This window comes from Pseudomonas sp. 2995-3 (genome assembly GCF_002742565.1).
In the GTDB taxonomy this organism is placed as follows: domain Bacteria; phylum Pseudomonadota; class Gammaproteobacteria; order Pseudomonadales; family Pseudomonadaceae; genus Aquipseudomonas; species Aquipseudomonas edaphica.
Genome location: NZ_LJSB01000224.1, coordinates 136,563 through 157,801 on the forward strand (window position 1 = coordinate 136,563; position 21,239 = coordinate 157,801).

The 21,239-nt window shown below is 61.2% G+C and carries 20 protein-coding genes; 9 read left to right on the top strand and 11 right to left on the bottom strand.

Features of this window, described 5'->3' with window-relative positions:
• Nucleotides 1-84: 84 nt before the first annotated feature.
• The 3 genes from AOA62_RS23890 (at nucleotide 85) to AOA62_RS23900 (ending at nucleotide 3,020) form a co-directional block, all read left to right on the top strand.
• Nucleotides 85-1,074: a hypothetical protein gene (locus AOA62_RS23890; protein ID WP_099549996.1), complete on the top strand. Its 990-nt coding sequence runs from the start codon at nucleotides 85-87 to the stop codon at nucleotides 1,072-1,074.
• 2 nt (nucleotides 1,075-1,076) lie between these two features.
• Nucleotides 1,077-1,454, top strand: coding sequence for a hypothetical protein (locus AOA62_RS23895; RefSeq protein WP_017139558.1), 378 nt, complete (start codon nucleotides 1,077-1,079; stop codon nucleotides 1,452-1,454).
• A gap of 123 nt (nucleotides 1,455-1,577) precedes the next feature.
• Nucleotides 1,578-3,020, top strand: a complete 1,443-nt coding sequence (locus tag AOA62_RS23900; RefSeq protein ID WP_099549973.1) for a hypothetical protein — start codon at nucleotides 1,578-1,580, stop codon at nucleotides 3,018-3,020.
• Nucleotides 3,021-3,070: 50 nt separating this feature from the next.
• Here AOA62_RS23900 and AOA62_RS23905 read toward each other — a convergent pair whose 3' ends face one another.
• A complete protein-coding gene (locus AOA62_RS23905) occupies nucleotides 3,071-4,171 on the bottom strand; it encodes an SMP-30/gluconolactonase/LRE family protein (RefSeq protein ID WP_099549974.1) in 1,101 nt (366 codons plus the stop codon).
• Between the two features lie 2 nt (nucleotides 4,172-4,173).
• Nucleotides 4,174-4,845 carry a sterol desaturase family protein gene (locus AOA62_RS23910; RefSeq protein ID WP_017139555.1) on the bottom strand — a complete coding sequence of 224 codons (672 nt, stop codon included), beginning with the start codon at nucleotides 4,843-4,845 and terminating at the stop codon, nucleotides 4,174-4,176.
• A 322-nt stretch (nucleotides 4,846-5,167) separates the two neighbouring features.
• Between AOA62_RS23910 and AOA62_RS23915 the strand changes: the two genes are divergently transcribed.
• The 6 genes from AOA62_RS23915 to AOA62_RS23940 all read left to right on the top strand — a co-directional run bounded on the left by AOA62_RS23915 (nucleotide 5,168) and on the right by AOA62_RS23940 (nucleotide 12,126).
• Entirely contained in the window at nucleotides 5,168-6,091 is a 924-nt protein-coding gene (locus tag AOA62_RS23915) for a substrate-binding domain-containing protein (protein WP_099549975.1), read from the top strand.
• A gap of 63 nt (nucleotides 6,092-6,154) precedes the next feature.
• Nucleotides 6,155-7,663, top strand: a complete 1,509-nt coding sequence (locus tag AOA62_RS23920; protein ID WP_099549976.1) for a sugar ABC transporter ATP-binding protein — start codon at nucleotides 6,155-6,157, stop codon at nucleotides 7,661-7,663.
• Complete coding sequence (locus tag AOA62_RS23925) at nucleotides 7,629-8,621, top strand: ABC transporter permease (RefSeq protein WP_099549997.1); 993 nt, start codon at nucleotides 7,629-7,631, stop codon at nucleotides 8,619-8,621. The genes AOA62_RS23920 and AOA62_RS23925 overlap by 35 nt, the downstream gene beginning before the upstream one ends.
• 26 nt (nucleotides 8,622-8,647) lie before the next feature.
• Entirely contained in the window at nucleotides 8,648-9,727 is a 1,080-nt protein-coding gene (locus tag AOA62_RS23930) for an alcohol dehydrogenase catalytic domain-containing protein (RefSeq protein WP_099549977.1), read from the top strand.
• 3 nt (nucleotides 9,728-9,730) lie between these two features.
• Nucleotides 9,731-11,263 (top strand): FGGY-family carbohydrate kinase, encoded by a 1,533-nt coding sequence (locus tag AOA62_RS23935; RefSeq protein WP_017139551.1) that lies wholly within the window; start codon nucleotides 9,731-9,733, stop codon nucleotides 11,261-11,263.
• 137 nt (nucleotides 11,264-11,400) lie between these two features.
• Nucleotides 11,401-12,126: an SDR family oxidoreductase gene (locus AOA62_RS23940; protein WP_099549978.1), complete on the top strand. Its 726-nt coding sequence runs from the start codon at nucleotides 11,401-11,403 to the stop codon at nucleotides 12,124-12,126.
• On the opposite strand, the gene AOA62_RS23945 is transcribed toward AOA62_RS23940, so the two are convergent.
• From AOA62_RS23945 to AOA62_RS23990, 9 genes are all read right to left on the bottom strand, one after another.
• A complete protein-coding gene (locus AOA62_RS23945) occupies nucleotides 12,123-13,127 on the bottom strand; it encodes a LacI family DNA-binding transcriptional regulator (RefSeq protein ID WP_099549998.1) in 1,005 nt (334 codons plus the stop codon). The genes AOA62_RS23940 and AOA62_RS23945 overlap by 4 nt on opposite strands.
• 58 nt (nucleotides 13,128-13,185) lie before the next feature.
• On the bottom strand, nucleotides 13,186-14,049 hold the full coding sequence (locus tag AOA62_RS23950) for a LysR family transcriptional regulator (protein ID WP_099549979.1): 864 nt from the start codon (nucleotides 14,047-14,049) through the stop codon (nucleotides 13,186-13,188).
• Between the two features lie 831 nt (nucleotides 14,050-14,880).
• Nucleotides 14,881-15,135 (bottom strand): hypothetical protein, encoded by a 255-nt coding sequence (locus tag AOA62_RS23960; RefSeq protein WP_017136281.1) that lies wholly within the window; start codon nucleotides 15,133-15,135, stop codon nucleotides 14,881-14,883.
• 89 nt (nucleotides 15,136-15,224) lie between these two features.
• Entirely contained in the window at nucleotides 15,225-16,625 is a 1,401-nt protein-coding gene (locus AOA62_RS23965) for an amidase (protein WP_099549981.1), read from the bottom strand.
• Nucleotides 16,622-17,890, bottom strand: a complete 1,269-nt coding sequence (locus AOA62_RS23970; protein ID WP_099549982.1) for a Zn-dependent hydrolase — start codon at nucleotides 17,888-17,890, stop codon at nucleotides 16,622-16,624. Before AOA62_RS23970 ends, AOA62_RS23965 begins: the two co-directional genes overlap by 4 nt.
• A gap of 14 nt (nucleotides 17,891-17,904) precedes the next feature.
• Nucleotides 17,905-18,600, bottom strand: coding sequence for an ABC transporter ATP-binding protein (locus tag AOA62_RS23975; protein WP_065931154.1), 696 nt, complete (start codon nucleotides 18,598-18,600; stop codon nucleotides 17,905-17,907).
• Complete coding sequence (locus tag AOA62_RS23980; RefSeq protein ID WP_017136277.1) at nucleotides 18,600-19,349, bottom strand: ABC transporter ATP-binding protein; 750 nt, start codon at nucleotides 19,347-19,349, stop codon at nucleotides 18,600-18,602. The genes AOA62_RS23975 and AOA62_RS23980 overlap by 1 nt, the downstream gene beginning before the upstream one ends.
• Nucleotides 19,346-20,356 (bottom strand): branched-chain amino acid ABC transporter permease, encoded by a 1,011-nt coding sequence (locus tag AOA62_RS23985; RefSeq protein ID WP_099549983.1) that lies wholly within the window; start codon nucleotides 20,354-20,356, stop codon nucleotides 19,346-19,348. Before AOA62_RS23985 ends, AOA62_RS23980 begins: the two co-directional genes overlap by 4 nt.
• Nucleotide 20,357: 1 nt before the next feature.
• Nucleotides 20,358-21,218, bottom strand: coding sequence for a branched-chain amino acid ABC transporter permease (locus tag AOA62_RS23990; protein WP_017136275.1), 861 nt, complete (start codon nucleotides 21,216-21,218; stop codon nucleotides 20,358-20,360).
• Nucleotides 21,219-21,239 lie beyond the last annotated feature (21 nt).

Sequence of the window (21,239 nt, forward strand, 5' to 3'; positions counted from 1 at the left end):
ATTTCCCGCGCCCGCCCTTGTGTGCGGGCCGCCTGTGCTTGCCTATATTCCGACGCCATCTTCATTGCATCCGGGATGGAAGGCATGGCGCAGGGGTTCATCAATGACCGCACAACGGACTACGGCAGTTTGAAATCCAGGGCGATGGGCGGGGCGCCAAATCGTCAGCGTTCTGATCACTTTGACGTGTTGAACCGGCACTTACGTACTGGCCTGGTAACACCGGGGCAACTGGTAATTATCCCTGACGACTTCAGCTTCAGCTGTCGCAGTGAAGAAGCTTGGTTGATGCGTTATGGCGAGCAGATTCGCTGGGGGCTGGAGCCATCGGCCGGTTCGGCGGTAATCAATAACTACGATTTGCTGCAGAGCTTGCTGGCGAACGGCTCGATTGGTATCGGCAGCGCCACGTCGGCGTGGGCACGGCATCTGGATGAGGTGGCGCAGACCCTGGAGGCGATTGAGCGCTTGCATCAGCGGTTGAAGGGCGGTGGGTTGGAGCGGGGAGAGTTTGCTCGTCAGCGCCAAGGGCTGTTTCGGCAGTTGGACGCGCAACTGCAAGGCGCGGCGCGGTTTGGCACGGGGTTGCGGGGCAATCAGTCGTTGAAGAAGGTGCTAGGGATATCGACCAAAAGCTTTCTGCATAAGGGTGAGATTGCGGGGTATGCGCAGCGGGTCGGGGACGTGGCGCAGGTGTCGAAGTGGTTGGGGAAGGGCACTTATGTGGGGTTGGCATTGGATGTGGGAGCAGCAGGATTAGAGATCAAGGAGGCGTGCGGGATGGGAAGGGAGGCGCAATGTAGAAGGGCGAGGTATGTGGAAACGGGAAGGTTGGTGGGGGCGGTGGCAGGTGCCGCTGTGGGCGGAAAATATGGTGCAGCCATCGCTCGTCGTGCATGCAACATCGTGTTGGGTATTTCTATGAAGGGGAATGGTGCGCTTGCCTGTGGCGTTATTGGAGGCGCCGCTGGAGGGTATGGCGTAGGCAATGAAGGTGGTGATTATGGAGCGCTTCTGGGTGGGAAAATCCTGGAGGTCAATGGTGATTTGATCTTCGAGCCAGAGGGCGCGTAACCATGGATTTTTTTCTGGTCTACTCAATTGTGTGGTTTGTTTGGATGTTCGTCGTTCTGGGGCTGATGCTTTTTGCCGAATATACAAAACTCGATGAGGTGGAAAGTTACTTCAGTCACAACGAGCGGGTTCGTGGCAACAAACGTTTTTGGAGACGAAAGGAGTGGATTGACAGGCAGTACCGCATGTTGCTGATTTTTGAGTTTCTGTCCGATTCAAAGCGCCACGTGAAAGCCGGTGTTGTGACCGAGGCCGAACTGGCGTCTGTGCCTTTAGCGCTCAAACGCTGGGTGTTATGGCCCTATTACCTGGGGTTTACCTGGCTGATCACAACCGTGGTCTGGTCCGTTTGGCGCAGGTGGGGTGACTTACCTATTTGAAGGAGGTTAATTTTTTCTAAAAAATACTGTTCATGCATACAGTATTGTTCTACATTCCATCCCAGGTGACCGGATGTCACCGATCACCTGAGCTTCAATTTTTTAACTATGGATGGATAAAAAATGAAACCAACGAAAGCCCTTATGCTGGGCGCGGCCATGATGGCCTCCTGCTTTATCTCGGCCTCTGCCCTGGCCGACCTCACCCTTCCCAAACTCACCCCCGGCACAGTCAGCCAAGGCGAGATTGACGCGCTCAAACCTGGCGGCACGCTCACTGCGGTGCCGATTTCGGAGGCGCTGCGGCAAAAGCTGCTGGAGGCGCGGGACGGCAAGACCAAGGCGGTCACTAAAGCGGCCAGGTCCGCACCGTTCAACACCGTCATCGGCACGTTGAAAAAGCCGAGCCAGAGCGAGCTGAAAAGTGCAGCGGTCGCCGACTTTGTTCCGCTGTTTCCGACCCTGGATATCAACACCCTCTACACCATCAGCGAAGTGCAAACGGGCCAGGATTTCCCTTACCACTTCAACCTGCCAAAAAGCGCGCGGGTGCTGGTGCAGTTGATCAACCAGAGTGCCGGCGCCGACATGTCGCTGAGCCTGTTCCGCGACGACGGCCAAGGCAACCTGCAACTGCTGGCCACCGCTGATAACGCCGGCAATGCCGATGAATACATCGACGGCGTGCTGCCGGCTGGTGACTACTACTGGTACATGGTGGCCAAGACCGCCACCAACGCGCAGTTCAGTTTCGGCGTGGCGGTAGACACCAACATCGATGCCTTCGAGCCCAACGACACACCGCAGGACGCTTTTGCGCTGCCGGACACCATGAACAAGGTGAGCGGCAACCTGGACAACGCCAACGACGTCGATTACTTCGACTTCAAGGCCGTGCGTGGCCAGGCCGTGAGCATGTACCTGGCAGGCGATGACAGTGGCAGCCGTAACCAATGGATCTTCGAGCGCTTTGATGGCGTCAACTGGATCGTCGTACCGGCCGGCTCTACGTCCACCTACCCGAGCGTCACGCCGGGTACGACGGTCAAGGTGCGTGTGCGGGCCAACCCGGCCGTGACGCAGGATCCAAGCAAATATTACAAGTTGAGCCTCGGTTCTGCGCCACGGCTGAACACCTCGCAGGTAACCGGTGACAACATCGTGCGGGTGCCGGCATCGATATTCTGGATGGCGACTCAGGCGGGGCGCACATTGAACTGGACCACCAACTGGTCCGATTCCACGGGCGCGCCGCTGCTGGGCGTCACACCTGTGCTGCGTGTCGACAAGCGCTTTGAGGGCACCGAGTTTCATTGGACCGACTTCAAGGCCACCACCAACAGTGCCGGCACATCCCAGGCCAGTGCTGCGCTCGGTACCTGCTTTGGCGATAACCGTGTGCAGTACCCGGACAGCAGCACCGGCGTGCAGTACACCTGGGACACCACCTTCAACTTCGGCGGCTGGCGTATCGAGCTGGACGAGTTCCCGGGCGTGGGTGTCGGCGGTGATAACGTGCAGTATGTGACCTTTGGGCACATCTGCACCCAGGACATCATCCATTGATACCGTGATGTAAATCAGAAGGGGCAGCCTGAACAGGCTGCCCCTTTTTGTTATTCGCCGGCCAGCGCCAGCTTCAACGGCAGGCGCGCCATGCTGGTGCTCGTGAGCGAGCCCAGGTACAACCAGTCGCCGTATTCGCGTGCGGTAGTGACCGGCGAGTAATTGCCCGCACTGCCATCCTGCAAGTTGGCGATGACCTTGCCATCGATGTCCAGCCCCAGCACAAAGGCTTTACGCTCGATGGGCTTGGGCACCACCATCAGTGCGCGCACCATCACCTTGCGCAACAGCGGGTAGCCGGCGAAACCGTCCAGCAACGGGTTGCGCGGCGAATACAGGGCAACCCAGAAGCGATCGCGGCCATTGAAACTGAGGTTGTCCGGCAGGCCCGGCAGGTTGTCGATAAACAGGTCATGGGTGCCGCTGCGCTCGCCCTTGAGCCAGTAGCGGCTGATACGGTAGGCGCCGGTTTCATTCACCAGTACGTAGTTTTCATCCGGCCCCAGGGTCACGCCATTGGCAAATTGCAGCCGGTCCAGCAACACCTCTGTGGTGCCGTTGTTGAAGTCATAGCGCAGCAACCGGCCGTCGCCACCATGCTCAATCACTGCTGTGCCGTCCTGGCCATAGCCCCAGCGGCTTGATGCGTCGCTGAAGTAGGCATAGCGCCCGCTGGCATCGACGGTCACATCGTCGGTGAGGCCAAAGGGTACGCCGTCAGCGCTGCTGCTCAATGGCTTGAGTTGGCGATTGGCATCCAGGGCAAGCAACCCCTTGACCCCATCGGCAATGATCAAGCGCCCATCCGGGTGCAACGCCAGGCCGAGCGGGCGGCCGCCGGTGTTGGCGAGCACTTCCAGCGTGTGGCTGTCCGGCGAGGTGCGGATGATGCGCCCGTCTTGCAGGCCGCTGATCAGAAAGCCCTGGGGGTCGAGCAGCAAGGCTTCGGGGCCGGCGATGTCCTGCGCGCCGATTTTTTCAATACCCTTGAGCCGCTGGTTTTCGGCGTAGGCGCCGTCTTTGAGCGAGGGCGCCTTGGGCGGCGACCAGTTCACCGGTTGCACTTTGGTGGGCATCAGCAGCAGAAAAGCGATGACTGCAAGCAGCAGTACGAACAGCAAATGGCGCAGTTTTTTGGGGCGGGTACTCATGACTATTCCTGGTTGTCGTGGGCGTTCGGCTCCCAGTGCAGGGTGCCGAACAGGTAATCCATCAGGGGGAGGACGATATTGAAGTTGCGCCCCTGCATCAGCTCACGGCGGTGGTGCAGGGCATGCAATTGGTGCATCTGGCGAATCCATGGCAAGCGCGCCACCGGGTGCTCGGCGGGCAGGTGTTCGCAGGCGTGAAACACTTCGTAAAGTAAATACCCAAGGATCATGCACCCGGCAAACAACCCGGCGACGTTGGGGCTCAATTGTTTGAGCAGCCACCAGGCGGGCAGGGTGATCGTCAGGCTGTGCAGCACGATCAGCCAGGCCGGGAATAGAATCACACGCCAGTCTCGCGGGCTGTCATAGGTCATGTGGCCTGGAGTAAAGAAACTGTGGTGGTCACCCGTGTGGCGCGCATAGAACAGCCGGGCCAGGCTGTGTTTGTGATGACCCAGGTGGCGGTGTACGAGGTAGATGCACAGGTTGAAAAACACCAGCGTCAGCGGCACGGTCAGCCACTGCAGCGCGGTGATGTGCGTGGTGGAGGACCAGGCCAGGGCTATGCAGACGATGCCGTAGCCGAGCACGAAACTGGCGTGCAGCCAGGGGTTGTAACGGGCGCTCACGGCGGCGCGGTAGCCGGCGCGGAAGGTCTCGGTGGGATGGGCCATGGCGGCACGCTCTGGTTTTTTTGTTGGAGCCTGAGCTTAGTTGGTACGCGAGATAGTGCGAGTTTTTGCGCAGTCCGCGGTTCAAGTGTGGGAGCTGGCTTGTGTGGAAACAGGCTTTTATGGGAGCTGGCTTGCCTGGGATGCACACACCTCGGTGTGTCAGGTAGAGCGAGTAGATGCTATCGCAGGCAAGCCAGCTCCCACACTTGAACCGCGGGCGACCGACGGGGGCTTGCACAGGCCTGATTTACTTGCTAGCTTCTCGCAAAATGTTATCGATAACATTTGCTCTAAAAATAAAAACAAAACAGAGAACCACGCCATGAAAATGCTCCCGAAAACCCTGTGTTTACTGGCTGTCAGCATCACCCTCGGCGCCACCAGCGCAGCGTTTGCCGACGCCGCCAAGCCCATCCGCATCGGCGCTTCCTTCCAGGAAATCAACAACCCCTATTTCGTCACCATGAAAAACGCCCTGGAAGAAGCCGGCGCAACCATCGGTGCGAAGCTGATCATCACCGATGCCCGTCACGACGTGTCCAAGCAGGTCAGCGATGTCGAAGACATGCTGCAAAAGGGCATCGATATCCTGCTGATCAACCCCACCGACTCGGTTGGCGTGCAATCGGCGGTCAAATCTGCGCACGCCGCGGGTGTGGTCGTGGTCGCAGTGGACGCCCAGGCCGACGGCCCGTTGGACTCCTTTGTCGGTTCAAAAAACTTCGACGCCGGCTTCCAGGCCTGTGAATACCTGGCCAAGAACATCGGCGACAAAGGCAATATCGCGATCCTCGACGGCATCGCCGTGGTGCCGATCCTTGAGCGTGTGCGCGGCTGCAAAGAAGCGGTGGCCAAGCACCCGGACATCAAGATCGTGAGCATCCAGAATGGCAAGCAGGAACGTGACCAGGCGCTGACCGTCACCGAAAACATGCTGCAGGCCCAGCCCGGCCTCAAGGGCATCTTCAGCGTGAATGACAACGGCTCCCTCGGCGCACTGTCGGCCATCGAAGCCAGCGGCCTGGACGTAAAACTGGTCAGCGTCGACGGCGCACCGGAAGCCATCAAGGCGATCCAGAAGCCCGGTAGCAAGTTCATCGCCACCTCGGCGCAATACCCGCGCGATCAGATCCGCCTGGCTCTGGGCATCGCCCTGGCCAAGAAGTGGGGCTCGCAAGTGCCGGCCACCATTCCCGTCGACATCACCTTGATCGACCAGGCCAAGGCCAAGGACTTCAGCTGGTAAATCGCCCCGGCCCCACGTGAACCGTGGGGCTTGAGGTCTCCTTCTGAATACGAGGTCGGCGGCATGAGCAGTCTTCTGAAGCTGGAAAATATCTGTAAGCGCTATCCGGGCGTACAAGCCCTCAAGTCCATCAACCTGCAGGTCGAACGCGGCGAAATCCATGCGTTGCTGGGTGAAAATGGCGCGGGCAAGTCGACCCTGATGAAGATCCTCGGCGGCGTCGAGCATCAGGACGAAGGGCAGATTTTAATCGATGGCCAGGTGCAAAAGTTTGCCACTTACCGCGATGCGATCGCCGCCGGTATCGGCATTGTGTTCCAGGAATTCAGCCTGATTCCCTATCTCACGGCGGTGGAAAACATCTTCCTCGGGCATGAGTTGAGCAACCGCTTCGGCCTGCTGCGCAAGCGCGAAATGGTCGAAGCCAGCCAGGCGTTATTCAAGCGCCTCGGTGTGAGTATCAACCTGCAATGCGCGGTCAAGCACCTGAGCGTGGCCGAGCAGCAATTCGTCGAAATCGCCAAGGCCCTGGCCCTGGATGCGCGCCTGTTGGTACTCGATGAACCGACCGCTACGCTCACGCCCAGCGAAGCCGAACTGCTGTTCGAGATCATGCGCGAACTCAAGCGCCAGGGTGTGGCGGTGATCTTTATCTCTCACCACCTGGAGGAGATTTTCCAGGTGTGCGACCGCATCAGCGTGCTGCGCGATGGCGGTAACGTAGGCGTGACCGATGTGGCCGACAGCGATATCGACCGGCTCGTCGAAATGATGGTCGGCCGCCGCCTGGAAAACAGCTTTCCACCCAAACCCACGAAAGACCGTGGTCCGTTGTTGCTGGAGGTCAAGGACATCCAGTTGGTACGCAATGGCCCGCGCAACAGCTTTCAGTTGCACAAGGGCGAGATCCTCGGCTTTGCCGGGCTGGTCGGCTCCGGTCGTACCGAACTGGCGCTGGGCATGATGGGTGCGCTGCCGTCGGTGAGCAAAGACGTGTGGTTGCGCGGCGAGAAAGTCAGCCTGGATGACCCGGCGCAAGCCTTGGCCCACGGCATCGGGCTGCTCCCGGAAAGCCGCAAGAGCGAAGGGCTGATCACCGATTTCAGCATTCGCGAAAACATCTCCCTGAACAACCTGCCCAAATATCAGAACGCCACGGGCCTGATCGACAAGAGCAAAGAGTGCGCCAGCGTCGACGCGCTGATGCGCCAGCTGTCGATCAAGGCGCCCAGCGGCGAAAGCCGGGTGTTCAACCTCAGCGGCGGCAACCAGCAAAAGGTTGTGATCGCACGCTGGATCAACCACCACTGCGACGTGCTGGTGTTCGATGAACCCACACGCGGCATCGACGTCGGCGCCAAGGCGCAGATCTACGCCCTGATGCGCAGCCTCACCGAACAAGGCTACGCGATCATCATGATTTCTTCCGAACTGCCCGAAGTCATTGGCATGTGCGACCGCGTCGCCGTGTTCCACAAGGGCGCCATCGTCAAGCTGCTGGAAGCGGCCGCCGTCAACCCACAAGAGGTCATGCGCCATGCAACAGGGGGCTCAAGTGAATATGTCCATTAATACCGGCGACACCCGCCGACTGCGCCTGAACCTGGCACGGCTGGTGCGCTCGCCGGCGTTTTATCCCTTCGTCGGGTTGGTGGTGGTGACCCTGGTGATGATCTTCGCCAGCGATAACTTCCTCACCACCAGCAACCTGTCGAACATTGCGCGCCAGGTGTCGATCAACGCGATTATCGCGGTGGGCATGACCTGCGTGATTCTCACCGGTGGCATCGACCTGTCGGTAGGCCCGGTGATGGCGCTGTCGGGCACCTTGACCGCAGGGCTGATGGTCGCGGGCCTGCCGCCGGGCCTGGCGATTGGCGCCGGCCTGCTGATCGGCGTGGCCTTCGGCATCGGCAATGGCGTGTTCGTCGCCTACCTGCACATGCCGCCGATCATCGTCACCCTGGCGACCATGGGCATCGCCCGTGGCCTGGGCCTGATGTACACCGACGGCTACCCGATTTCGGGGTTGCCGGAGTGGTTCGGTTTCTTCGGCCGCCAGAGCCTGTTCGGCGTCGACGTGCCGATCCTGATCATGCTGGTCACCTACTTTGCCGCCTATGTGTTGCTGCAACACACGCGCATCGGCCGCTACATCTACGCCATCGGCGGTAATGAAGAAGCGGTGCGTTTGTCGGGCGTGCGGGCGGCGCGCTTCAAGTTGCTGGTGTACGGCATCAGCGGCCTGACCGCAGCGATTGCCGGGCTGGTGCTCACCTCACGCTTGATGAGCGGCCAGCCGAACGCCGGCGTGTCGTTCGAATTGGATGCGATTGCGGCGGTGGTCCTTGGCGGTGCGTCGATTGCCGGCGGGCGCGGGGTCATTGTCGGCACCTTGCTCGGCGCGATGCTGCTGGGCGTACTCAATAACGGTTTGAACATGCTCGGGGTCTCGCCCTACGTCCAGAGCGTGATCAAGGGCGGGATCATTTTGCTGGCGATTTTCATCAGCCGTCAGCGCCATAAATAAACACCTGACAAGAAAGGACCGAACACATGGACAAGCACACCGAGATGCAAGCCGTCGTTTGCCACGGCCCGAAAGACTACCGCCTGGAGCGCATCGGCAAACCCAAGGCGCGCCCCAATGAACTGGTGATCCGTATCGCCGCCTGCGGCATCTGCGCCAGTGACTGCAAGTGCCATTCCGGCGCGGCGATGTTCTGGGGTGGCGATAACCCGTGGGTCAAGGCACCGGTGGTGCCGGGCCATGAGTTTTTCGGTTACGTGGAAGAGGTGGGGGAGGGCGCCGGCGAGCACTTTGAAGTGGCGGTGGGCGACAAGGTGATCGCCGAGCAGATCGTGCCGTGCGGCAAGTGCCGCTTCTGCAAGTCGGGCAAGTACTGGATGTGTGAAGTGCACAATATCTTCGGCTTCCAGCGTGAAGTCGCCGAAGGCGGCATGGCCCAGTTCATGCGCATTCCCAAGACCGCCATCGTGCACAAGATTCCCGAGTCGGTGTCGCTGGAAGACTCCGCATTGGTGGAGCCGATGGCGTGTTCGATCCACACCGTCAACCGTGGCGAAATCCAGCTCGATGACGTGGTGGTGATCGCCGGTGCCGGTACGCTGGGGCTGTGCATGGTCCAGGTGGCTGCACTGAAAACCCCGAAAAAACTGGTGGTGATCGACATGGTCGACGAGCGCCTGGAACTGGCCAAGCAATTTGGCGCCGACGTGGTGATCAACCCGTCCCGCGACAATGCCCGCGAGATTATCAACGGCCTCACCGATAGCTATGGCTGCGACGTGTACATCGAAACCACGGGCGTGCCCGCCGGCGTGACCCAAGGCCTGGACCTGATCCGCAAGCTCGGGCGTTTTGTCGAGTTCAGTGTGTTCGGCGCCGAAACCAGCGTCGACTGGTCGATCATCGGCGACCGCAAGGAGCTGGACGTACGCGGCGCGCACCTCGGCCCATATTGCTACCCGATCGCTATCGACCTGTTTGAGCGCGGCCTGGTGACGTCCAAGGGCATTGTTACCCATGACTTCCCGCTGGATGATTTTGCCGAGGCCTTCGCGTTGGCCAACTCGACCAAGTCGATCAAGGTGCTGTTGAAGCCGGTGATTTGATCTATGAACTACGTAATGGGTGTCGATATAGGAACCCAGAGCACCAAGGCGCTGCTGGTGGATGGTCAAGGTACGATCATCGCCCAGCACAGCCAGGGGTATCGCGTCGATACCCCGAAAGTGCGCTGGGCCGAGCAATGGCCGCAGGTGTGGCTGGAGGCCGTCGAGGCGTGTGTGGCGCAGTGCATGGCCAAGTCCGGTGTGGCGGCCGGGCAGGTCAAGGCGCTGTGCATCAGCAGCCTGTATGGCGGTTCGGGGATTGCTGTTGACGCGCAGATGACGCCGCTGCACCCGTGCCTTATCTGGATGGACCGGCGTGCCGGCGAGCAGGTGGCGTGGGTGCGTGAGCACCTGGACCAGGAACGCTTGTTCGAAGTAACGGGTAACTCGGTGGACAGCTATTACGGCTTCACCAAGATGCTCTGGCTCAAGCAGCATCAGCCGCAGGTGTGGGCTGATACGCGCTACCTGCTGCCGCCCAACAGCTATATCAACTGGTGCCTTACCGGCGAATTGGCGGTGGACCATAGCAGCGCCGGCAATATTGGCGGGGTTTACGACGTGAAAGCGCGCGGCTGGTCCGCCGAGATGCTCGATGCACTGGGCATTCCTCAGGCCATGATGCCCGAGCGGTTGGTGTATTCCGGTGAGGTGGTGGGCGGTTTGCTCGAAAGCTGGGCCACGCGCCTGGGCTTGCAGGCAGGCACGCCACTCCTCGCCGGCGGTGTGGATGCGGCGATGGCGACATTGGCAGCGGGTGTTACGCAGCCGGGTAACCATGTGGCGATGATCGGCACCAGCATGTGCTGGGGGTATTTGAACCAGCACGTGGACGCACACCACGGCCTGGTGAGCATGCCTCACGTCTACAACGGCCATCGAGACCTGTACATCTTTGGCGGTGCGATCACCGCCGGGGCGTCGGTCAGCTGGTTTCGCGAACAGTTCTGCCAGGCCGAAGAACAGCAGGCCCAGGCCACCGGCCAGGACAGCCTGGTGTTGCTGGAGCAGAGCGCCACCCAGGTTCCGGCGGGCAGCGAAGGTTTGTTGTTTTTGCCGTACCTGATGGGCGAACGCAGCCCGGTATGGGACGACCGCGCCAGCGGCAGCTTTGTCGGGCTGAACCTGTATCACAGCCGTATTCACCTGTACCGCGCGGTGCTTGAAGGGGTGAGTTTTGCCCTGCGCCACAACATTGAAGCCGGTACCCAGGGCGCGCATTCGCTGGACCCACGCCTGATCGTGGTGGGTGGCGCGAGCCATTCGGATTTGTGGATGCAGATTATCGCGGACGTCACGCGTTACCCGGTCTACACCATTGTGCAGGAGGTGGAAGCGGCCTTGGGCGCGGCGTTGCTGGCGGCGCATACGGTGGGCTTGGTGAGTGATGACGAGATGGACAAAGGCTGGGTGCAGCTGGAACTGCGGGCGCAGCCCAAGCGCGAGAATGTCATGACGTATGACCGGGCGTTTGCCGAGTACCTGAAGCTGTATCCGGCCCTCAAGCCGATCATGCATAGCCTGCAAACCAACTGACCCAACACAGATCAAAAATGTGGGAGCTGGCTTGCCTGCGATAGCGGTGTATCAGTGAAAAATGTGCTGACTGACCCACCGTTATCGCAGGCAAGCCAGCTCCCACAGGGATCTTCAGTGTTTATCGAGAAGTGACCATGACCACCACCTTCAACTTCACCCGCCAGCGCATTCTCGTCACCGGCGCCAGCAGCGGCATCGGTCGCGAAATCGCTCAACAGCTGATTGCCGCCGGTGCCGAAGTCTTCGCCCTTGGCCGCGACGCGCAAGCCTTGTCACAGCTGGGCTGCAACAGCTTATGCGTGGATATCGCCGACAGCATCGCCCTGGACAAAGCCCTGTCAGACTTGCCGCCGCTGAACGGCCTGGTCAACTGCGCCGGTATCTCACGCCTGGAGCCCGCCGCCGCCATCAGCGCGGAGGCGTTCGATCAGGTCATGCAGGTCAACGCTCGCGCCGCCGCACAGGTCGCCAGCCGAGTGGCGGCAAAAATGATCGAAGCGAAAATCCCCGGCAGCATCGTCAATGTCTCAAGCCAGGCGTCACTGGTGGCGCTGGACGATCACCTCGGCTACTGCGCCTCCAAGGCCGCGCTGGACGCGATCACCCGCGTGCAGTGCGCCGAGTGGGGCCGCTTTGGCATTCGTGTGAACAGCGTCAACCCCACGGTCACACTTACGCCAATGGCGACAAAGGCCTGGTCGGATCCGGCCAAACGCGACCCGGCGCTGGCGGCCATTCCGCTGGGGCGTTTCGCACAAACCGTGGAAGTCGCATTGCCGGTGCTGTTCCTGCTCAGCGATGCCGCCAGCATGATCAGCGGCGTGAGCCTGCCGATCGATGGCGGCTACACCAGCCGCTAGCCGTTTTCCAGCACGCCGGCGATCACCACTTTGTCCCGTGGCTTGTACGGGTCTTGCAAGCGGTCAAGCAGCAGGCGTACCGCGCTGCTGCCGGCCAGTGAGGCGTCGTGGGCCACGCAGGCGATCGGCACGCCGAAGATATCGGCGAAGGGCAGGCGGTCGATGCCGCAAATGGTCAGGCTGTCGTGGGCGATGTTGTGCATGCGCAAGGCACGCAGGGCGCCGAGGGTGATCAACTGGTTGAAACCCATGATTGCATCGGGCGCCGAGTGCTCGGCCAGGTAGTCGAGAGTGTGCAGGTAAGACGGCATCAGCGTGTAGTCACCGGCCTGCACTTCAACCTGAACATGGGGGTGTTCAGCCAGCACTTCGCGCAACCCTTTGAGGCGCTCCACGGTGATACGTGAGTGCTGCGGGCCGGTCAGCACCAGCAGGCGTTTAAGGTCGGGTGTCTGGCGCAGCAGGTAGTGCGCCGCCTGGATACCGCTGTGGTAGTTGTCGAGCACTACGCGGCTGAACGGGCTGTCGTGGATCGTGCGGTCGAGCAACACCACCGGAGTTTTGCCGTTGCCCAGGCGCTCCAGATAGTCGGGTTGGTAGCTGGGTTCGTCCGAGACCGGCGACAAGATAATCCCCGCCACGCGATAGCCCAGCAGGGTATCGACGGCTTTGCTTTCGAGTTCTTCCAGCTCATCGGTGTCCACCAGCATGATGGTGTAGCCGTGCTTCTTCGCCTCGCGGGAAATCGCCTTGATCATCTCGCTGTAGAACGGGTTGTCGACCGAGGCGGTGATCACCCCGATGATCAGGCTTTCACTGCGCTTAAGCCCGCGTGCGAAGGCATTGGGCACGTAGTCCAGCTCGCGCGCCACTTCGAGAATGCGCGCTAGGGTGGCGGGCTTGACCAGGTCGGGCTTACTCAGTGCGCGGGACACCGTGATGGTGGTCATGCCCACCCGTTCGGCGATGTCGCTGATGGTGACGGACTTTTTCTTGTTCATCGGTAAGGCTGCGCTGGGAAACATCCGCAGGCTAGCATGCGCGCGGGCGTAGGGTGATTCAAATCAGCGGGTCCCAGCGTTGTGACCAGTCGCTTTCGGCCTTGACCACTTCGCGCAGCAGCCCCAGCGCCTGTTGCAATACCGCCGAATCCCGCGCCCGTGAGTAGACCAGATAGGTCGGGAAGCTGAATTCCGGCGCTTTCGGGACGCGTTGCATGACGCCGCTGTCCAGGTAGCTTTGCACCACCCGCGTGCGGAAGTACCCGGCGCCACCGTTCTCCAGGATGTACTGCAGGGCCAGCGGCCCGAGGTTGAAACTCAACGCGGCGCGGGCTTTGTCGGGCAGCGCGGCGTCGTGTTGCTGGCGAAAGCCTGGGCCCCAGTCGATATACACGTAAGGGGCGGGTTTGCTTGTTAACTGCACCAGGATCAGTTTTTCTTCCAGTACTTGCTCGACCTGCAGGCCAGGCCAGTATTGCGGCTGGAATACCAGCGCGGCATCGAGCACGCCCAGTTCCAGTTGGCGCAAGAGGTATTCACCTTCACGCACTTCGGTGCGCAGCGCGTGGCCGGGGATCTGTTCGCGCAAGGCCTTGGCCCAGCCCAGCATCAACGGGTTGCACAGGCTGACTTCGCCGCCGATATGCAGCACATTGCGGTAGCCATCGGGCAGCGGGAGGTCGCGCTTGGCGGCTTCCCAGGTTTGCAGCAATTGGTTGGCGTAGACCACAAACGCTTCGCCATCGGCGGTGAGCCTGGCGCCTGCGCGGTTACGCACAAACAGTGTGCTGCCCAACTGGCTTTCCAGGCTTTTGACCCGTGCGGTGATGGCGGTCTGGGTGACGTGCAGTTTCTCGGCGGCCGCGGCCAGGCTGCCGCAGCGGGTGATTTCGAGGAAGGTGCGTGCCAGTTCGATGTCCATGAAGCCCCCGGGGATGAATGGGGGACAGTGTAATGGAATGTGCTCGAAGCTGGCGTGTGTGTGGGGTTGTTGGGTGTATATCCGTTATTTAGGTAACGGCGGCTTATGGTTCCGCTCTTACAGCGGCTAACCCGGCGTCCTGCCGGGTTACCCACGGATTCAAGCCTGCGTTCGACCATTGTGGTTGATGGGGCGCCTCAGATCAAAAGCGAAAAGCGGATTTGCATACACCTGGGATCTGCTTTTCTGTGGGAGCTGGCTTGCCTGCGATGCAGACACCTCGGTACATCAGGCACACCGAGTTGATGCCATCGCAGGCAAGCCAGCTCCCACCTTTGACCGAGTATGGCTCTGCTGTTGCTGTTGCTGTTGCTGTTGCTGTTGCTGTTGCTGTTGCTGTTGCTGTTGCTCTGGCCCTTACATCCTTTTCGATGACGAAGTCAGCGGTCTTTTGATCTGCGCTTTTGATCTTGATCTGAAATCGCCCCGTCAAACACGATGGCCGGAATTCGACAGGGATTTGGGGGGTAAACCGGCAGGGATGCCGGTTTAGCCGCGCTGGGCCAAGGATGGCCCATCGCGGCGGCCCCCCAAATCACTGTCGGATTGCGGGCATGCCGAGCCACAGCGAGGCACCGAGTGTTGGGGCGAGGACCTTTTGCTTACTTTTCGGTCCTTCGAAAAGTGAGTCGCTGTAAGAGCGAAACCATAGGCCGCCGTTACCGCAGCAATGGATATGTACCCCGACCAACCCCCCCCGCCAAACCGCTACCGCAGGCAAGCCAGCTCCCACAGTTGATGATTGCATTTCAGCTCAAGGCAGGCCGAACCCTAGTGAATACCGATGGACCAACTCTGCGTGGTCTGGTCTTCGTGCCGCTGCTCCAGGTCATCCTCATACTGACAACGCGGCCCCTTGCACTTGTACTCAAACGTCACCGGCGCCTGGGTCTGAACCGGGAACAACGATTTCGCCGTCGCCGGTGCATCGTGTGGCACCGCCTCAAGCACAGGCGCTTCGTAGCTCAAGTCCAACGCTGTGGCATGGACCATAACCGGCAGGACGGCGAGCACTGCACTCGCCATAAAAGTCCTTGTAAATAGCATCTAAAACAACCCGCTCAACAAAAAATGAAGCGCGGATTATAAGCCGGATGCGACCGCACATGCAGGGTTCAGAGCACCCGCGGTGCTTCAAGGTGTTCAGTAGGGAAGGCTTTGGCATAGGCCTGACACACCCTCAACACCTGCTCATCCGCAAACCGCGCAGCCACCACATGCAAGCCCACCGGCAAACCATTCGCTGCCAACCCGCAGGGCACCGAAGCTGCCGGTTGCTGCGTCAAATTGAAGGGATAAGTAAACGGCGTCCACTCCATCCACGCTTTCATCGACGAACCCGGCGGCACATTATGCCCAGCTGCAAACGCTGTAATCGGCATCATCGGAGAGACCAGCACATCGTAATGCTCATGAAACGCCGCCATCCTCGCCACCAACGCCGCACGGGCTTCAAGGGCGTCGTTAAAATCGCCGAGGCTCAACTGCTGGCCGTGTTCGGCAATACGCAGCAAACCAGGGTCCAGCAATTGTTTTTGCGCATCACTCATGGAACCCGTGAGGCGAGCCGCACCGGCTGCCCACAAGGTGCTGAATACCTCCAGCGGGTCGCTGAAACCTGGGTCGATCTGCTCGACATGCGCCCCCAGTTGCACAAGTCCCTCAACCGCCTGGGCAACCACTTTGGCCACCTGCGGGTCCACGTCCACATACCCGAACGTAGGGCTATAGGCCACGCGTAAACCCTTCAAATCCGTAGCGCCCGACAACCACGGCGTATGGCGCGGCGCCCCGATCAGGCCATCACGCGCATCCGGTTGGGCCACGGTTTGCAGCATCAGTACCGTGTCTTCCACCGTGCGGGTCATCGGCCCCAGGTGCGACAAAATCGTCATGGAACTGGCCGGCCACTGCGGCACATACCCGAAAGTTGGCTTGATGCCGAACGTACCGGTGAACGCACAGGGAATGCGGATCGAGCCACCGGCATCGCTGCCCTGGTGCAGCACGCCCAGGTTCAGCGCCGCCGCCGCACCGGCGCCACCCGACGAACCGCCCGCTGTGGTGCGCGTGTCCCACGGGTTGCACGTGATGCCGTACAGCGGGTTGTCGGTGACGCCTTTCCAACCGAATTCCGGCGTGGTGGTTTTACCTAGCAGCACCGCGCCGGCTTTGCGCATAAAAGCCGAGAAGGGCGCATCCACATCCCACGGCCCGTCGGCAGAGGAGGTGCGCGACCCCTTGCGGGTGGGCATGCCAATGGTCAGCGTCAGGTCTTTGATCGAGGCAGGCACGCCGTCCAGTGCGCCGCAGGGTTCACCTTTCAACCAGCGTTGTTCCGAGGCCCGCGCAGCGTTCAATGCGCCTTCAGGGTCTACGTGACAATAGGCGTTCACCACCGGGTTATAGCGCTCGATCCGCAGCAAAGCGTCTTCAGTGACGTCTACCGGTGACAGGGTCTTGTCGCGAAAATGCTGCAGCAGTTGCACCGCCGTCAGTTGGCCAATCTCACTCATGCCACCTCTCCCTGCGCCGCGTTGACCATGGCGCGCAGCAGCACCGCGCAGCCCGCTGCCAGGTCATCCGGCGCGGCGTTTTCGATTTCGTTATGGCTGATGCCGCCTTCGCACGGCACAAAGATCATCCCGGCCGGGCCGAGTTCGGCGACGAAAATCGCGTCATGCCCGGCGCCACTGACGATGTCCATGTGGCTCAAGCCCAATGCCTGCGCACCGTCACGCACGGCGTTGACGCAGGCTGGGTTGAAGTCCAGCGGCGGGAAGTCGGCGGTGGGCGTCAGTTCAAAGGTCAGGCCATGCCGGGCGCAGGTGGCTTCGATCACGCCGCGCACTTCATCGACCATGGCTTGCAGTTTGTCGGCATGCAGGTGGCGCAGGTCGATGGTCATGTGCACCTGGCCTGGAATCACATTGCGCGAGCCGGGGTGCAGGTTCAGGCAACCGACCGTGCCGCAGGCGTGCGGTTGCTGTTGATGGGCGATGCGGTTGACCGCGCTGACCACTTCGGCGGCGCCCACCAGGGCGTCCTTGCGCAAGTGCATGGGCGTTGGGCCGGCGTGGGCTTCGACGCCGGTAAGGGTCAGGTCGAACCACTTCTGGCCGAGGCAGCCCATGACCACGCCGATGGTGGTGGCGCGGTCTTCCAGCACCGGGCCTTGCTCGATATGCGCCTCGAAATATGCGCCGACCGGGTGGCCAAGCACCGCGCGGGAGCCGGCGTAGCCGATGCGCTGCAATTCGGCGCCCACGGACAGGCCTTGGTCATCGAGTTTGTCGAGGGTGTCCTGCAAGTCGAACTTGCCGGCAAACACCCCGGAACCCATCATGCACGGCGGAAAGCGCGAGCCTTCTTCGTTGGTCCACACCACCACCTCGATGGGGGCCTGGGTCTGAATATTCAGGTCATTCAAGGTGCGGATCACTTCCAGCCCGGCCATCACGCCGTAGCAGCCGTCGAACTTGCCGCCGGTGGGCTGGGTGTCGATATGGCTGCCGGTCATCACCGGGGGCAGGGCGGGATTGCGTCCGGCACGCCGCGCAAAGATATTGCCAATGGCATCGACACTGACACTGCACCCGGCGGCCTCGCACCATTGCACAAACAGGTCGCGGGCCTGGCGGTCGAGGTCGGTGAGCGCCAGGCGGCACACGCCGCCTTTGACCGTGGCGCCAAGCTGGGCCAGGTCCATCAACGATTGCCACAAGCGGTCGCGGTTGATCAGCGGGGCATTGCTCTTGAGCGGTTGCGCAAAACTATTCATGTGCAAATCTCCGGTCAGGCACTCAGGGCCAGGTAGCGGTTCTTGATGCTCGGGTCGGCGCGGAAGTCAGCGGCGCTGCCCTCGTATACGACGCGGCCCTGTTCGAGCACGTAATGGCGGTCGGCGAGCTTGTCGCAGACCATCAGGTTCTGTTCCACCAGCAACACCGGCAGGCCGTCGTCCTTGACCTTGCGCAGGATTTTCACCAGCTCGTCAACGATCACCGGCGCCAGGCCTTCGGTGGGTTCGTCGAGGATCAGCAGCTTGGGGTCGTTGAGCAGCGCGCGGGCGATGGCGAGCATCTGTTGCTCGCCGCCGGACAGTGCGTGGCCGGCGTTTTTACGCCGTTCCTTGAGGCGCGGAAACATGCCGTACACGTCTTCGAGTTGCCAGCGGCTGGTCTTGCGCACGGCGATACGCAGGTTTTCCTCGACCGTCAGCAGGCGGAAAATCCCGCGGTTCTCCGGCACCAGCGCCAAGCCCTGACGGGCGATTTCAAAGATCTTCTGGCCCACCAACGCCTGGCCGTTGAAGTGAATCTGGCCCTGGCGCGGGCAAATAATCCCGAGGATGCTGCGCAGCGTGGTGGTCTTGCCCGCGCCATTTCGGCCCAGCAGCGTCACCAGTTCACCGGGGTTGACGGTCAGCGACACGCCTTCCAACACATGGCTCTTGTCATAGTAGGAATGGATATTCTCGACAATCAGCATCAGGCAGCCTCCCCAAGATAAGCCGTACGCACACGCTCATCGGCACGCACGAATTCCGGCGTGCCTTCCACCAGAATCTGCCCGTGACTCATCACGGTGATGCGTTGGCTGATGGACATGACAATGCTCATGTTGTGTTCGATCAACAGCACCGTGTGGTCGCGGCCGAGGTCGCTGATCAGCTGGGTCATGATCGGAATGTCATCGATGCCCATGCCCGACGTCGGTTCGTCGAGCATCAGCAGTTTGGGTTTGGAGCAAATCGACATGCCGACTTCCAGCACCCGTTGCTGGCCGTGGGACAACTCGCCCGCCAGGGTGTCGGCGCGACGGGTGAGTTGCAGACGCTCCAACACTTGATCGGCCATCTCCAGGTGCTCGCGCTTGCTGTCGACGCGGCGCCAGAAGTTCAGCGCACGTGCGCCGTCGCGGCCTTGGGCGGCCAGGCGCAGGTTCTCGCGCACGCTGAGGTTCTGGAACAGGCTGGTGAGCTGGAACGAGCGCGCCATGCCCAGGCCCACACGGCCGTGGGCCGGTTTGCGTATCAGGTTCTTGCCGTCAAAATGAATCGCCCCGGCGGTGGCCTGGCGCTCGCCTGTGAGGCAGTGAAACAGGCTGGTCTTACCCGCGCCGTTAGGGCCGATGATGGTGTGAATGGTGCCGGCTTCGACCTTGAGGTTGACGCCGTTGACCGCATGGAACGCGCCATAGGCCAGTTCCAGGTCTTTGGTTTCCAGCAGGATGCTCATAGCCCTTCCTCCTTGGCGACGATGGCGGTCTTGCGACTGCCGCGTACCCGTTCGAACAACGATGCGAGGCCGCCCCACAAGCCGCCGCGCATGAAGATCACCACAAAGATCAGGATCACACCCAGCAGCATCAGCCAGCGTGGCCACAGGTCGGAGAGGAAGTCCCCCAACAGCACGATGGAGCCTGCGCCCAGCAATGAGCCGAACAGCGAGCCGGTGCCGCCGACGATGGTCATGATCAGGATGTTCTCGGACATCGCCAGGTCGATGTTCGACAGCGGCACAAAGTGCAGCAGCATCGCGTACAGCGCCCCGGCGATGCCGGTGACCGCGCCGGACAGCACGAACACCAGGATCTTGAAGTGGCGCGTGTCATAGCCGATGGCCGAGGCGCGGGTTTCGTTTTCGCGGATCGCCATCAAGGTGCTGCCGAATGGCGAGGCGATCACTCGGCGCGCGCCGATAAAGATCAGCAGGAACAGCACCGCGACAAAGCCATAGAACACCCGGGCATCGGCCAGCGACAGCAGCACGGTGTCACCGAGACGGATCTCCGGGCGCGGCACGCTGAGCAGGCCGTTGTCGCCGCCGGTCCAGTCGCTCAAGGTGTAGGCGACGAAGTAGGCCATCTGGCTGAACGCCAATGTGAGCATCACGAAGTAAATGCCGGTGCGCCGGATTGCCAGCGCGCCGACCAGCAAGGCCAGGAACCCTCCGGCAAAGGCGGCGCCGAGTAATGCCGTGAACAAGCCCAGTTGCAGGTGGATCATCAGCAGCGCCGCGCAATACGCACCGGCACCAAAGAAGATGCCTTGGCCAAACGACAACAGCCCGGTGTAGCCCAGCAACAGGTTGCAGGCCAGCGCGGCCAGGGCAAAGATCAGGATCTCGGTGGCCAGGGTGGCCGAGGGCAGAATCAACGGCAAGCCGATCAGCACCGCCAGCACCCACAGCAACATGGCTTTGGATTGGGTTTTGGCAAACGGCAGGGGGTTTTTCTCGCTCATGTCAGGCTCTCCCGAACAGGCCGTAAGGGCGCACCAGAATCACCACGGCCATCGCGCCGTAGATCATCAGGCTCGCACCTTGGGGCCAGAATGTGGTCATCAGGCTTTGCACCACGCCCACCAGTAAACCGCCGACCAGCGCGCCGCTGAACGAACCCATGCCGCCGATCACCACCACCACGAAGGCCACGCCGAGGATCTCCGGGCCGACAAAGGGTTGCGCGCCGCGCAACGGTGCAAACAGCACACCCGCGACACCGGCCAGGGCCACGCCAAGGGCAAAGGTCATGGAAAACAGACGGAAGATATTGGTGCCCAGCAGCGACACGGTTTCGGTGCTTTCACTGCCGGCGCGTACCAGGGCGCCGAAGCGCGTGCGCTCCAGCAGCAGCCACAAGGCCAGGCCGATCAGCGCGGAAAACACGATGAGAAACAGGCGGTAGTAGGGGTAGACGAAATCGCCCACCACCAGCACGCCGCGCAGCAGTTCCGGCACGGCGACGCTTTTGCCCACCGGGCCCCAGATCATCACGCTGGCTTCCTGGATGATCAGCGCGATCCCCAGGGTCACCAGAATCTGGAACATGTGTGGCAAGTGGTAAATCCGCTGGATCAACAATCGCTCGATCACCCACGCCAGCGCGGCCACCACCAGCGGCGCGATCAGCAGCGCCAGCCAGAAGTTGCCGGTGAGGCTTACGGCGGTGTAGCAGATGTACGCACCCAGCAGAAAGAACGCCCCGTGGGCGAAGTTGACGAAGTTGAGCAGGCCGAAAATGATCGTCAGCCCGACCGCGATCAGGAAGTAGATCATCCCCAGCCCAAGGCCGTTGAGGATCTGGAACAGGTAAAGATTAAGCATGCAGAAACCCTCGGCAGGCAG

What these genes read in the sequence shown, in the direction of transcription:
- AOA62_RS23890 (WP_099549996.1), top strand. Translation starts at nt 85, where the DNA reads ATGGCGCAGGGGTTCATCAATGACCGCACAACGGACTACGGCAGTTTG.
- AOA62_RS23895 (WP_017139558.1), top strand. Translation starts at nt 1,077, where the DNA reads ATGGATTTTTTTCTGGTCTACTCAATTGTGTGGTTTGTTTGGATGTTC.
- AOA62_RS23900 (WP_099549973.1), top strand. Translation starts at nt 1,578, where the DNA reads ATGAAACCAACGAAAGCCCTTATGCTGGGCGCGGCCATGATGGCCTCC.
- AOA62_RS23905 (WP_099549974.1), bottom strand. Translation starts at nt 4,171, where the DNA reads ATGAGTACCCGCCCCAAAAAACTGCGCCATTTGCTGTTCGTACTGCTG.
- AOA62_RS23910 (WP_017139555.1), bottom strand. Translation starts at nt 4,845, where the DNA reads ATGGCCCATCCCACCGAGACCTTCCGCGCCGGCTACCGCGCCGCCGTG.
- AOA62_RS23915 (WP_099549975.1), top strand. Translation starts at nt 5,168, where the DNA reads ATGAAAATGCTCCCGAAAACCCTGTGTTTACTGGCTGTCAGCATCACC.
- AOA62_RS23920 (WP_099549976.1), top strand. Translation starts at nt 6,155, where the DNA reads ATGAGCAGTCTTCTGAAGCTGGAAAATATCTGTAAGCGCTATCCGGGC.
- AOA62_RS23925 (WP_099549997.1), top strand. Translation starts at nt 7,629, where the DNA reads ATGCAACAGGGGGCTCAAGTGAATATGTCCATTAATACCGGCGACACC.
- AOA62_RS23930 (WP_099549977.1), top strand. Translation starts at nt 8,648, where the DNA reads ATGGACAAGCACACCGAGATGCAAGCCGTCGTTTGCCACGGCCCGAAA.
- AOA62_RS23935 (WP_017139551.1), top strand. Translation starts at nt 9,731, where the DNA reads ATGAACTACGTAATGGGTGTCGATATAGGAACCCAGAGCACCAAGGCG.
- AOA62_RS23940 (WP_099549978.1), top strand. Translation starts at nt 11,401, where the DNA reads ATGACCACCACCTTCAACTTCACCCGCCAGCGCATTCTCGTCACCGGC.
- AOA62_RS23945 (WP_099549998.1), bottom strand. Translation starts at nt 13,127, where the DNA reads ATGAACAAGAAAAAGTCCGTCACCATCAGCGACATCGCCGAACGGGTG.
- AOA62_RS23950 (WP_099549979.1), bottom strand. Translation starts at nt 14,049, where the DNA reads ATGGACATCGAACTGGCACGCACCTTCCTCGAAATCACCCGCTGCGGC.
- AOA62_RS23960 (WP_017136281.1), bottom strand. Translation starts at nt 15,135, where the DNA reads ATGGCGAGTGCAGTGCTCGCCGTCCTGCCGGTTATGGTCCATGCCACA.
- AOA62_RS23965 (WP_099549981.1), bottom strand. Translation starts at nt 16,625, where the DNA reads ATGAGTGAGATTGGCCAACTGACGGCGGTGCAACTGCTGCAGCATTTT.
- AOA62_RS23970 (WP_099549982.1), bottom strand. Translation starts at nt 17,890, where the DNA reads ATGAATAGTTTTGCGCAACCGCTCAAGAGCAATGCCCCGCTGATCAAC.
- AOA62_RS23975 (WP_065931154.1), bottom strand. Translation starts at nt 18,600, where the DNA reads ATGCTGATTGTCGAGAATATCCATTCCTACTATGACAAGAGCCATGTG.
- AOA62_RS23980 (WP_017136277.1), bottom strand. Translation starts at nt 19,349, where the DNA reads ATGAGCATCCTGCTGGAAACCAAAGACCTGGAACTGGCCTATGGCGCG.
- AOA62_RS23985 (WP_099549983.1), bottom strand. Translation starts at nt 20,356, where the DNA reads ATGAGCGAGAAAAACCCCCTGCCGTTTGCCAAAACCCAATCCAAAGCC.
- AOA62_RS23990 (WP_017136275.1), bottom strand. Translation starts at nt 21,218, where the DNA reads ATGCTTAATCTTTACCTGTTCCAGATCCTCAACGGCCTTGGGCTGGGG.